A 12,121-nucleotide genomic window follows, 5' to 3' on the forward strand; every position below is an offset into this window, starting at 1 on the left:
CGCGACCGGGCCGACGGCCGATGCCGCTCGCCTCGAGCGCGACGCCGGCGACCGCGATCGATCGCCGCGGCCAGGGCGCCTCAGTCGAGCGCTGCGGGCATCCCGTTGGCCGTGCCGTAGGCGCGCACCGCGCGTCGCAGCGCGGGGCCCTGACGCGCGGGCACGGGCGTCCACGGCTCCACCGCGACGCGGATGCTCGAGGCCGTCGTCGTGCGGCGCCAGGTGCCGACGACGGCGCCGTCGACCACGACGGCCGGCAGGAACATGCCGTTGGCGCCGGGCACGATGCGCTCGAGCGGCTCACCGCGCAGCGTGATCGACCGATCGGCGTAGCCGAGCACGAGCTCGTCGAAGGGCGCGACGAGCAGCACGCCGGCCGCAGGCTCGAGCCCGGGCGCGTGCAGGTAGGTCGTGCCCGCGACCTCCCACGCGTCGAGCTCGTCGCGCACCGCGTCGACGCCGCGTCGCGCATCCGCCACCGTGAGCCCCGCCCACCAGGCCAGGTCGTGCACCGTGGCGGGTCCGTGGCTCAGGAGGTAGCGCCGCGCGAGCTCCTCGAGCGCCTCGTCGCCGTCGAGCGCACGCGGGGTCGCGACCCATGCGTCGTGCAGGGCGTAGTCGGTGCGGCTCGTCATGACGACGTGACCGTGACGGGCGAGCCAGCCGAGGATGTGCGGCCCGCGCTGCGCGTCGACCGGCTGACCTGCCGCGACGAGCGCGTCGAGCAGCGCCTGCCGTGACGCGGGCCCATCGGCGAGCGCGCGCTCGACCACGGCTCGGGATCGCACGAGGGCCTCCTCGTCGAGTCCGAGCGAGCGCATGCGCGTCGCGTCGCGTCGGTCCACGCGATCGGCGGTGAGGGTCGCGAGCCAGCGGATGTCCTCGGCACGCGTCCAGTGCAGCGTGCCGCGCATCGGCCACGAGCGCACGATCGCGCCGCCCGCCTGCGCCGCCTCGACGTCGGCCGTCGTCGTGCCGGGAGCGCTGCGCTGCGCGACCGCCCACAGCGCGCCGAACCAGTCCTGCGCCTGCATCGCGAGCATCCACCCGACGGCGTCGGCGGGGGAGGGTGCCGGCTCGTCGAGCAGCTGCGCGCGCACGCGCATGCCGAGCAGCCGCCGCTCGTCGCCCGTGAGCCTCCGCACCATGCGCCCAGCATGCCGTGCGCCGCCGACGCCCGCCCGTCGGCATCCGCCCGACTGGCCACAAAGGGTCGACGACTGGCCGCGAAGGGTCGACGACTGGCCGCGAAGGGTCGGCATCGGCCACGAAGGGCGACCCTTCGTGGCCACCGTCCTGCCGTTCGTGGCCACCGCCACCGTGCGTCGCCGATGCCGCGGCTCGGGAGGAGCGCTCGTGGCGCTCGCGCCGAGCGCGAACACCGCCGCAGCCGTCGCTGACCGCCGTACCCTGGATGGGTGAGTCCCACGATCCGTCCGCGCAGGCTCCGACGCACCCCCGCCCTGCGAAGGCTGGTGGCCGAGACCCGCATCCACCCGAGCCAGCTCATCCTGCCGATGTTCGTGGCCGACGGCATCGACGAGCCGCGCCCCATCGGCAGCATGCCGGGCGTCGTGCAGCACACGATCGACTCCGCGAGCCGCGCCGTCGAGGAGGCGATCCAGGCGGGCGTCGGCGGCGTCATGCTCTTCGGCGTGCCGAAGGAGGAGGACAAGGATGCGACGGGCTCGGCGGGCATCGACCCGGACGGCATCCTCAACCGGGCGACCGCGGCGCTCGACGAGCGCTTCGGCGACGACACGGTCATCCAGACCGACCTGTGCCTCGACGAGTTCACCGACCACGGCCACTGCGGCGTGCTCGACGAGTGGGGCGGCATCGACAACGACGCGACGCTCGAGCGCTACGCCGAGATGGCGATCGCGCAGGTCGACGCGGGCTCGGAGATGGTCGGCCTCAGCGGCATGATGGACGGCCAGGTCGCGTTCGTGCGCGACGCGCTCGACGACGCAGGCTACGAGGACGCAGCGATCCTCGCCTACGCGGCGAAGTACGCATCCGCCCTGTACGGTCCCTTCCGCGAGGCCGTCGGCTCGAGCCTGCAGGGCGACCGGCGCACCTACCAGCAGGATCCGGCCAACGCGCGCGAGGGACTGCGCGAGGCGACCCTCGACGAGGCCGAGGGCGCCGACGTGCTCATGGTGAAGCCCGCGTCCTTCTACCTCGACGTGCTGCGCGACGTCGCCGACGAGGCGCAGGTGCCCGTGTGGGCGTACCAGGTCTCCGGCGAGTACGCGATGGTCGAGGCGGCGGCCGCGAACGGCTGGATCGACCGCGACCGGGCCATCGCGGAGTCGGTCACGTCGATCGTGCGCGCGGGTGCGGATGCCGTGCTCACCTACTGGGCGGTCGAGCTGGCCGTGTCGCTGCGCTGACCGCCCCCGCCGACCGCATCCTTCTCGCGTTTCGCAGGCGATCATGGGGGTTCGAGGGAAGATACCCCTCGAGAGGCCGAATCGCCTGCGAAACGCACATCACGACGACGCAGCAGACGAGCAGGGACCGAGCATGACCGACACGACCGCCACCGACACGACCGAGACCACCAACGACGCCCTCTTCGACCGCGCGAGGGCCGCGATCCCCGGCGGCGTGAACTCGCCGGTGCGCGCGTTCGGCTCCGTCGGCGGCACGCCGCGGTTCATCCGCAGCGCCCGGGGTGCGTACGTGACCGACGTCGAGGGCGTCGAGCGCGTCGACCTCGTCGCGTCGTGGGGTCCGGCGCTGCTCGGCCACGCGCATCCGGCGATCGTGGATGCGGTGCAGCAGGCGGCGTCGCGCGGCCTGTCGTTCGGCGCGCCGACCGGCGCCGAGGTCGAGCTCGCCGAGGAGATCACGCGTCGCGTGCCCATCGCCGAGCGCGTGCGCCTCGTGTCCACGGGCACGGAGGCGACAATGACGGCCATCCGCCTCGCGCGCGGCGCGACGGGTCGCGACCTGCTCGTGAAGTTCGACGGGCACTACCACGGGCACTCGGATGCGCTGCTCGTCGCGGCGGGCTCGGGCCTTGCGACGCTCGCGATGCCCGGGTCGTCGGGCATCCCCGACGCCGTCGCGGCGACGACGATCGTGCTGCCGTACGACGACGAGGCGGCCGTCGAGGCCGCATTCGCCGAGCACGGCGACCGCATCGCGGCGATCATCGTCGAGGCGGCGCCCGCGAACATCGGCCTCATCGCGCCGCGTCCGGGCTTCCACGCCTTCCTCGCGCGCACGGCGCATGCGCATGGCGCGCTGCTCATCAGCGACGAGGTGCTCACGGGCTTCCGCGTGCACCCCTCGGGCATGTGGGGCATCGAGGGCACGGCGGGCGACGAGGCGCCCGACATCCTCACGTTCGGCAAGGTCGTCGGCGGCGGCATGCCGCTCGCGGCGCTCGGCGGACGCCGCGAGGTCATGGAGCTCCTCGCCCCGCTCGGCCCCGTCTACCAGGCGGGCACGCTGTCGGGGAACCCGCTCGCCGTCGCCGCGGGCCTCACGCAGCTGCGCCTGGCCGACGACGCCGTCTACGCGCGCCTCGACGCCGTGGCGGACGCGATCACGGCCGGGCTGTCGGATGCGCTCGCCGCCGAGGGCGTCGAGCACGTGATCCCGCGGGTCGGCAGCCTGTTCTCGCTCGCGTTCGCCGCGTCCGCGCCGCGCACGTACGACGACGCGAAGGCGCAGGCCGTCTTCCGCCACGCGCCCTTCTTCCACGCGATGCTCGACGGCGGCGTCGCGCTGCCGCCGAGCCTGTTCGAGTCGTGGTTCGTCACGGCGTCGCACGACGACGCGGCGATCGAGCGCGTGCTCGCGGCGCTCCCCGCTGCGGCCCGCGCCGCCGCTGCAGCCCGGCCGGCCTGAGCGCGGCGGGGCCGAGCGCGGCCGGCGGATCGGTCGCGGTCGTCATCGCGGCGCGGACGCTCGGACCACGCTCACGGCCAGGCTCGGGGAGATGTGCGCGCCAGCGGATGACCATCGCACACGTGCGCGTGCCGCCTCGCTTGCGTGCACATCTCACCCCCGTGGGTCGTCGACCGGCGCGATCGGCGTCGCTCGACCGGCCGCGGTGCTCCGTGGCCGACGCCGCGTTCCGAGCCGCACCGGGCCGCGCCCGTCAACCCCCGGGGCGCTCGGCCGGCGGCGGGCGTAGCGTCGCGTCCATGAGTGCCGACGACGCCACGCAGACCCAGACCCAGACCCAGACCGAGCCCGCCTCCGCCGACGCGCGTCCTCCGTTCGAGGACCACGACTTCGGCGGCGGCGCCGCGCCCGATCCGACGCCCGACCACGTCGAGCCGTACTCGTCGCGCTCCGACGAGACGCCGCGCACGGGCCCGGTCGACATCCCGGACCACGTGCAGCCGTACTCGTCGCGCGACTGACCCGCCGCGCCGACGGCCGCACCAGCGGCCGGTCTGCGAGCCGCTGTGCGTCTCGCAGGCGATGCCGGTGGGTAGGGGGAAGATACCCCTTCGCCACCCCTGATCGCCTGCGAAACGCAACCACCCCGTGCGGGCGCTGCGCGTTCTGCAGGCGATTCCGCGTCTGGAGGGAAGATCCCCCTCGAGGCCCGGGATCACCTGCGAGACGCAACGACTTCGCGCGGGCGCTGCGCGTTCTGCAGGCGATGCCGGTGGGCAGGGGGAAGATACCCCTCCGCCACCCGGGATCGCCTGCGAAACGCAACCACCCCGCGCGGGCGCTGCGCGTTCTGCAGGCGATTCCGCGTCTGGAGGGAAGATCCCCCTCGAGGCCCGGGATCGCCTGCGAAACGCAACGACTCCGCGCGGGCGCTGCGCGTTCTGCAGGCGATTCCGCCTCCAAAGGGAAGATCCCCCTCGAGATCCGGGATCGCCTGCGAAACGCGAACGGCCCAGGGCCGAGGCGCGTCAGAAGAGCGTCGGCCGCTTGCTCTGGATGCCCTTCATCGCGTCGTAGTCGAGCACGACGCAGCGGATGCCGCGGTCCTCGGCGAGCGTGCGCGCCTGCGGCGCGATCTCCTGGGCCGCGAAGATCCCGGACACGGGTGCGATGCGCGGGTCGCGGTTCATGAGCTCGAGGTATCGGGTGAGCTGCTCGACGCCGTCGATGCCGCCGCGCCGCTTGATCTCGACCGCGATCGTCGCGCCCGCCTCGTTGCGCGCCAGGATGTCGACGGGTCCGATCGGCGTCATGTACTCGCGGCGCCAGAGCTCGTAGCCCTCGCCGAGCAGCTCGATCTGGTCGGCGAGCAGCGCCTGCAGGTGCGACTCGACGCCGTCCTTCGTGAGCCCCGGGTCGACGCCCAGCTCGTGCGAGGAGTCGCTGTGCACCTCGTGCAGCCGCACGACGAGCGCGTCGCCGGTCTTCTGGTGCGTGACGGTCCACAGCTCGGTGACGCCCGCCTCGGCCTGGTCCGGGCTCGGCGCCGACGTCTCGATCGTGCACGGCGGCGACATCCAGTTGAGCGGCTTGTACGAGCCGCCGTCGGAGTGCACGAGCAGCGACCCGTCGGCCTTCAGCATCAGCACGCGCGTGGCGAGCGGCAGATGGGCGGTGAGCCGCCCCGTGTAGTCGACGGAGCAGGTCGCGACGACGAGCCTCATGGGCGGACCTCCGCGGCGGGATCGGGTGCACCGGATGCGGTGCGCGGCTCGCGCGCGACGGCCGAGGTCGCGAGCGAGAGGAGGACGAAGGCGAGCACGACCCACATGGCGTCGCGCAGGCCCAGATGCTCGCCGAGGAAGCCCAGCATGGGCGGTCCGGCGAGGAAGGCGACGTAGCCGATCGTCGCGACGGCGCCGACGCGGGCCGTCGCCATGCGGGCGTCGTCGGCGGCGGCGGACATGCCGATCGGGAAGCCGAGGGAGGCGCCGAGACCCCACAGCGCCGTGCCGACGAGGGCGACGACCTGGTCGTCGACGACGATGACGAGCACGAGGCCGACGGCGGCGAGCGCGCCGGTCGCGCGCAGCATCGCGACGCGGCCGAAGCGCTCGATGAGCGGCACGCCGGCGAGGCGGCCCGCCGTCATCGCGGTGAGGAAGAGCGCGAACGCGAGCGCGGCGCCGACGGGGTCGAAGTCGTGGCCGTCGACCATCAGCAGCGCGAGCCAGTCGTTCGCCGAGCCCTCCGTGAGGGCCATGCCGAGCACGAGGCCGCCGATGAGCCACGTGCGCGCATCCGTCCACACCGACAGGCGCTCGCGGAAGCCGACGTGATCCTCGGGCTGGATGGGCTGCTCCACGAGACGCGGTCGAACGACGACCGACAGCGCGCCGATCGCGACGAGCACGATCGTCATCTGCGGCCCCATCCCGAGCCCGGTCGCCTCGCCGAGCGCGCCGAAGCCGGCGCCGGCGACGGTGCCGAACGAGAAGAAGGCGTGGAAGATCGGCATGATCGGCTTCGCGAGGGCGCGCTCGTTCGCGGCGCCCGAGAGGTTCATCGCGACGTCGGTGATGCCGTTCGCGAGTCCCGTGACGACGAGCCCGACGACGAGCACCGCCATCGAGCGCGCCTCGACGCCCCAGCCAGCGATCGCGAGCCCGACGCCGACGACGACGACCCCGACCGACACGACGGCGCGCGTGCCGAGCCGCGCGACGACGTGGCTCGCGGTCGACAGCCCCGCGATCGACCCGATCGAGATGCCCAGCAGCGCGAGGCCGAGCTGGTCGACGGAGATGTCGAGCGCGTCGCGCGCGGTCGGGAACCGGGCTGCGAGCGACGCGAAGCCGAAGCCCATCGCGAAGAAGACGGCGAACACCGCGTTCCGCCACCGCACCGTCTCACGCATCCCACCATCCTCCCATCGAGCGGACGTAGCGTGGGCGGCATGACGAGCGAGATGGATGCGGCGGTCGCCGCCGCGGTCGCGCCGCTGCAGCAGCGGATCGCGACGCTCGAGCAGCAGCTCGACTGGCTGTTCGTGCAGCAGGGGTACCAGGCGCCCAACGGCACGATCGCCGCGCCGGCGACGCCGCCGTGGCCGTATCCCGTCTCGCCCGCGGTCGTCGACCTCCTCCGCGAGGGTCGGCAGATCGAGGCGATCAAGCAGACGCGGGCCGAGACCGGAGCGGGGCTCGCGGAGGCGAAGGAGCTCTGCGACCGCACCCGCGCGATGCTCGACGCCGGCGTCTGAGGGGCGGATCCCGGGGTTCTCGGGACGCTCGCTCGCTCGCGCTTGCGCGCCCCTCGACCGGCTGCGGGGAGACCCTGCGGGAACCCATCGGATCGCCCCTTGCGCCGCGGCGTCGCAGGCGTAGCATCGCGCCCATGAGCGTCATCGCGACGAGCGGCCTGCAGAAGCGCTTCGGCCGCACCACGGCGCTCGACGGGGTCGACCTGTCCGTCGAGCAGGGCGAGATCCACGGATTCCTCGGGCCGAACGGGGCGGGGAAGTCGACGACCATCCGCATCCTCCTCGGGCTCCTGCGCGCGTCCGGCGGCGAGGCGAGCGTGCTCGGGATGGACCCGTGGCGCGACGCCACGCGCATCCACGAGCGGCTCGCGTACGTGCCCGGCGACGTGACGCTGTGGCCGAGCCTCACGGGCGGCGAGGCGATCGACGTGCTCACCCGCATGCGCGGCCAGCGCCCACCCGCCCGCGATCGCGCGCGGCTGCTCGAGGCCTTCGACCTCGACCCGCGCAAGAAGGGCAAGGCGTACTCGAAGGGCAATCGGCAGAAGGTCGCGCTCGTCGCGGCGTTCGCGACGCCCGCCGACCTCTACGTGCTCGACGAGCCGACGAGCGGACTCGACCCGCTCATGGAGGAGGTCTTCCGCACCGAGGTGCGCCGCGTCGCCGACGCGGGGGCGACGGTGCTGCTGTCGAGCCACATCCTCTCCGAGGTCGAGCAGCTGTGCTCGCGCGTGTCGATCATCCGCGCCGGCCACATCGTCGAGGCGGGATCGCTCGCCGAACTGCGGCATCTCTCGCACAGCCAGGTCTCGTGGGAGGTCGGCGATGCGGATGCGGATGCGTCGCGCATCGAGGCGCCGGGCGTCGAGGACGTCGCGGTGCGCGGTGGGCGCGTGGTCGGATCGCTCTCACCCGAGGCCGCGCCGCGCTTCCTCGCCTGGGCGGCGCAGCGGAGCCTGCCGGGTCTCACGATGCAGCCGCCGAGCCTCGAGCAGCTGTTCCTGCGGCACTACGGCCCCGTCGACGACGCCTCCGCGTCGGGCGACGCGCCTGGCGACGCCGACGAGCCCTCCCGACCGCGCGATACGCGAGCGGAGCGAGCCTCGACGGGTGCGGCACGGGCAGATCACGACCACGGCCGCCACGCTCGCCCGGAGCGCTGAGATGCTACGCGGCATCGGCTACCTCGTCGCGATCCGCCTGCGCCGCGACCGCCTCACGCTCGCGATCTGGGTCGTCGTCTTCGGCGGGCTGTGGGCCGCGGTCGGCGCGGGACTCGGTGCGTCGTTCGACGAGCGGGCGCGCACGAGCCTCGTCGGGCTCATCGCCTCCGACCCCAGCCTCCGGATGCTCCGCGGTGCTCCAGCCGGCACGAGCCTCGGCGCCGTCATGGTCGTCTCGACCCTCGCCTACCTCGGCATCGCCATCGCGCTCATGGCCACGTTCCTCGCCGTCCGGCACACGCGGGCGGACGAGGATGCGGGGCGCACCGAGCTCGTGCGCTCGACGCCGACGGGTCGCCTCGCGCCGCTGACCGCCACGATCGTCGCCGGGGCGATCGAGGTCGCGGTCGTGGCGGCGGCCCTCGCAGCCGGATCGCTCGCGATCGGGCTGCCGGTCGAGGGCTCGGCGCTGGTCGCGCTCGGCGTGCTGCTCACGGGGCTGACCTTCCTCCTCGTCGGCCTGCTCGCGGCGCAGACCATGCCGACGTCCCGCGGCGCCAACGGCCTCGCCGCCGCGATCGCCGGCGCCGCCTTCGTCGTGCGCGGCATCGGCGACGCGCTCGCCGACGTCGGCTCGGATCTGGCGCACGTCGCCTCCGCATGGCCAGCGTGGGCGTCGCCGATCGGCTGGATCACGCAGACGCATCCGTTCGCCGACTCCGGCGGCTGGGCGCCGTCGTGGATACCCCTCGCGCTCTTCGCCCCGCTGCTCGCGGTGCTCGTCGTAGTCGTCGTCGGGCTCGAGCTGCGGCGCGAGCTCGGCGCCTCGCTCGTGCGCGAGCGGGGTGGGCGACGCGCAGCGGGCGCCCTGCTCGGCACGCCGATCGGGCTCGCCGTGCGCCTGCATCGCGGCGCCGCCATCGGCTGGATCGTCGCCGCGCTCGTCGTCGGCCTCTTCATCGGTCGCATCGCGCCCGACGCGGCGGACGCCCTCGCGTCGAACCCCACGCTCGAGGCGTTCGTGCAGGCGCTGGGCGGATCGTCCGGCGACACGATCGACGCGTTCGTGCACGCGCTCGCCGGCATCGTCGCGCTCGTCGCGTGCGCGGCCGTGCTGCAGGGCGCGACGCGGATGCGCGTCGAGGAGCTCGCGCACGGCGAGCAGGTACTCGCCACGAGGACGTCGCGGCTCGGCTGGTTCGGCGCGACGCTCGGCGTCGCCCTCGTCGCTGGCGTGCTGGTCATGACGGCGTTCGCCGCCGCCGCGTCGGCGTCGCTCGCGTCGGCGGATGCGGCGCGCACCGGCACCGTCGTCGCCATCGCGGCCTCGACGCTCCCGGTGCTCGGGGTCTACCTCGCGCTGGGCGCCGTGCTCGTCGCGCTGCTGCCCGGGGTCGGCGCATGGCTCGGCTGGCTGCTGCTCGTCGTGCCGATGCTGCTGGGCGAGCTCGCGCCGCTCTTCGGCGACGGCTGGGACTGGCTGCAGGACGTCAGTCCCTTCTTCCACCTCCCGGATCCGCTTGCCGCGCATCCCGACTGGTCGGCGTCGTGGTGGATGCTCGCCGGCTCAGCCGTCGCCCTCGCGCTCGCGCTCGTCGTCTTCCGCCGCCGCGACGCGGCGGTGTGACGCCGCGCGGCCCGCGGCGCCCGCGCGTCAGCGTCGGGCGCCGAGCACCATCCACGCATCCGTGCGAGCGCGGAGGCCGAGGGTGAGCGCACGCGCGCCGAGGTACCCGAACGAGAATGCGAGCCAGACCGCGGCGAGCGCCGGTGCGCCGCCCGGCACGGCGGGCAGGAGCGCGACGAGCAGCAGCGGGAGGCAGATGGCGAGGTTCGCGATGCCCGTCCACGCGAGGTAGCGCACGTCGCCGGCGCCGATGAGCACGCCGTCGAGCACGAAGACGAAGCCCGCGATCGGCTGCGCGAGGGCGAGCGGCACGAGCGCCCACGGCAGGAGGGCGATGACCGCCGGATCGGAGGTGAACGCGCCGCCGACGAGCCACGCGAACGCGAGCAGCAGACCGCCGAGCGCGGCGCCACCCACGACGCCCCAGCGCACGAGGCGGCCCGTGATGCGCCGCACGAGCGCGGCGTCGCCGGCCCCGAGCGCCTTGCCGACCATGGCTTGCCCGGCGATCGCGAGCGCGTCGAGCGCGAACGCGAGCGTCGAGAACAGCGCGAACGCCACCTGGGTCGCTGCGAGCACGTCGGTGCCGAGCCGCGTCGCCACCACCGTCGTCGCGATGAGGGCAACGCGCAGCGACACCGTGCGCAGCAGGAGCCAGACGCCGACGCTCGCGACGCGGCCGACCGCGGCGAGCGAGGGGCGCAGCGACACGCGTTCGCGCCGCGCCTCGCGCACCGCGAACGCCAGGAAGAACGCGGCCATGCCCCACTGCGCGAGCACGGTGCCGATCGCCGAGCCTGCGACGCCGAGCCCGGCGCCGTAGATGAGGATGGCGTTGAGGATCGCGTTGGCGGTGAAGCCCGCGCCGGCGACGACGAGCGGCGTGCGGGTGTCCTGCAGCCCGCGAAGCAGGCCCGTCGCCGCGAGGACGACGAGCATGGCGGGCAGGCCGAGGATCGAGATGCCCAGGTAGGTGGCCGCGTGGTCGGTCACGTCGCCGGCGGCGCCGAAGAGCGCGACGAGCGGATGCGCGAGCGGGACGGCGGCGACGAGCGCGAGCCCCACGAGGATCGCGAGCCAGATGCCGTCGATGCCGGCGCGGATGGCGCCGGGCCGGTCGCCGGCGCCGAGGAGGCGCGCGACGGCGGGCGTCGTGCCGTAGGCGAGGAAGATGAGGAGGCCGACGGCCGTCTGCAGCACCGCGCCGCCGACTCCGACCCCGGCGAGCTGCGCGGCACCGAGGTGCCCGACGAGCGCGGTGTCGACGAGGAGGAAGGCGGGCTCGGCGACGAGCGCGCCGAGCGCGGGCAGCGCGAGCGCGACGATGTCGCGATCGAGTCGCCGGCGCTCCGCACGGGTGGATGCGGTCGCCTGGCTCACGGATCGAGGCTATGCCCGACCTGCGACGGCAGCTGGACGCGGTGGTGGGGGAGTCCGGCTCCGATCTGACCGCGCCTCTCCACGAGCCGGTCGAGGAGGCCGCAACCGCAGGCCGCAGCCGTCACGAGACCACGTGACTCGCCTGCTCGGCGCGACCACGCGCGTGGCCGGGCGGGTGCGGTGGTCGCGTGGTCTCGTGACGCGTGCTCGCCTGGCGGCTCGCGCGCTCCTCGACCGGCTGACAGGGCACGACTGCCGCACTGCCGGCCCTCGAGGTGCGAGCGGAGCGAGCCTCGAAAGGGTCCCGAGTATCGGCGTGCCTTCCACCAGCTGGTCGAGGAGGCCGCAGCCGAAGGCTGCAGCCGTCACGAGACCTCGTGACTCGCCTGCTCGGCGCGACCGCGCGCGTGGCCGAGTGGGAGCGGCGGTCGCGTGGTCTCGTGACGCGTGCTCGCCTGGCGGCTCGCGCGCTCCTCGACCGGCTGACAGGGGCGACTGCCGCACTACCGGCCCTCGAGGTGCGAGCGAAGCGAGCCTCGAACGGGTCACCGCATCGACATGCCTCCCCCATCAGCTGGTCGAGGAGGCCGCAGCCGCAGGCTGCAGCCGTCACGAGACCACGTGACGTACCCGCTCGGCGCGACCACGCGCGTGGCCGGGCGGGAGCGGTGGTTGCGTGGTCTCGTGACGCGTGCTCGCCTGGTGGCTCGCGCGCTCCTCGACCAGCTGCGTGGGGCAGCCCGAGCCCCGGCCCCTGAGGTGCGAGCGAAGCGAGCCTCGAAGGGTCGACCGCATCGAGATGCGCCACCTCCAGCTGGTCGAGGA

10 protein-coding genes are annotated in these 12,121 nt (G+C 74.2%); 6 read left to right on the forward strand and 4 right to left on the reverse strand.

Going from position 1 to position 12,121, the window contains the following annotated elements:
* Window positions 1-80 precede the first annotated feature (80 nt).
* On the reverse strand, window positions 81-1,148 hold the full coding sequence (locus C1N71_RS01175; RefSeq protein WP_175414043.1) for a winged helix DNA-binding domain-containing protein: 1,068 nt from the start codon (window positions 1,146-1,148) through the stop codon (window positions 81-83).
* Between the two features lie 270 nt (window positions 1,149-1,418).
* Between C1N71_RS01175 and hemB the strand changes: the two genes are divergently transcribed.
* From hemB to C1N71_RS01190, 3 genes are all read left to right on the forward strand, one after another.
* On the forward strand, window positions 1,419-2,396 hold the full coding sequence (gene hemB, locus C1N71_RS01180) for a porphobilinogen synthase (RefSeq protein ID WP_137754735.1): 978 nt from the start codon (window positions 1,419-1,421) through the stop codon (window positions 2,394-2,396).
* Window positions 2,397-2,529: 133 nt separating this feature from the next.
* Window positions 2,530-3,864, forward strand: coding sequence for a glutamate-1-semialdehyde 2,1-aminomutase (gene hemL / locus C1N71_RS01185; protein WP_137754736.1), 1,335 nt, complete (start codon window positions 2,530-2,532; stop codon window positions 3,862-3,864).
* Window positions 3,865-4,163: 299 nt separating this feature from the next.
* On the forward strand, window positions 4,164-4,385 hold the full coding sequence (locus C1N71_RS01190) for a hypothetical protein (RefSeq protein WP_137754737.1): 222 nt from the start codon (window positions 4,164-4,166) through the stop codon (window positions 4,383-4,385).
* Window positions 4,386-4,892: 507 nt separating this feature from the next.
* Here C1N71_RS01190 and nucS read toward each other — a convergent pair.
* Window positions 4,893-5,588 carry an endonuclease NucS gene (gene nucS, locus C1N71_RS01195; protein ID WP_137754738.1) on the reverse strand — a complete coding sequence of 232 codons (696 nt, stop codon included), beginning with the start codon at window positions 5,586-5,588 and terminating at the stop codon, window positions 4,893-4,895.
* Window positions 5,585-6,781 carry an MFS transporter gene (locus tag C1N71_RS01200; RefSeq protein WP_137754739.1) on the reverse strand — a complete coding sequence of 399 codons (1,197 nt, stop codon included), beginning with the start codon at window positions 6,779-6,781 and terminating at the stop codon, window positions 5,585-5,587. The genes nucS and C1N71_RS01200 overlap by 4 nt, the downstream gene beginning before the upstream one ends.
* Window positions 6,782-6,820: 39 nt before the next feature.
* On the opposite strand from C1N71_RS01200, the gene C1N71_RS01205 reads away from it, so the two are divergent.
* The 3 genes from C1N71_RS01205 (at window position 6,821) to C1N71_RS01215 (ending at window position 9,916) form a co-directional block, all read left to right on the forward strand.
* Entirely contained in the window at window positions 6,821-7,126 is a 306-nt protein-coding gene (locus tag C1N71_RS01205; RefSeq protein ID WP_137754740.1) for a 50S ribosomal protein L12, read from the forward strand.
* Between the two features lie 134 nt (window positions 7,127-7,260).
* A complete protein-coding gene (locus tag C1N71_RS01210; protein ID WP_137754741.1) occupies window positions 7,261-8,289 on the forward strand; it encodes an ABC transporter ATP-binding protein in 1,029 nt (342 codons plus the stop codon).
* A 1-nt stretch (window position 8,290) separates the two neighbouring features.
* On the forward strand, window positions 8,291-9,916 hold the full coding sequence (locus C1N71_RS01215; protein ID WP_137754742.1) for an ABC transporter permease: 1,626 nt from the start codon (window positions 8,291-8,293) through the stop codon (window positions 9,914-9,916).
* A gap of 27 nt (window positions 9,917-9,943) precedes the next feature.
* On the opposite strand, the gene C1N71_RS01220 is transcribed toward C1N71_RS01215, so the two are convergent.
* Entirely contained in the window at window positions 9,944-11,296 is a 1,353-nt protein-coding gene (locus C1N71_RS01220) for an MATE family efflux transporter (protein ID WP_137754743.1), read from the reverse strand.
* Window positions 11,297-12,121: the final 825 nt, after the last annotated feature.

It is taken from the genome of Agrococcus sp. SGAir0287, from assembly GCF_005484985.1.
Lineage (GTDB): Bacteria > Actinomycetota > Actinomycetes > Actinomycetales > Microbacteriaceae > Agrococcus.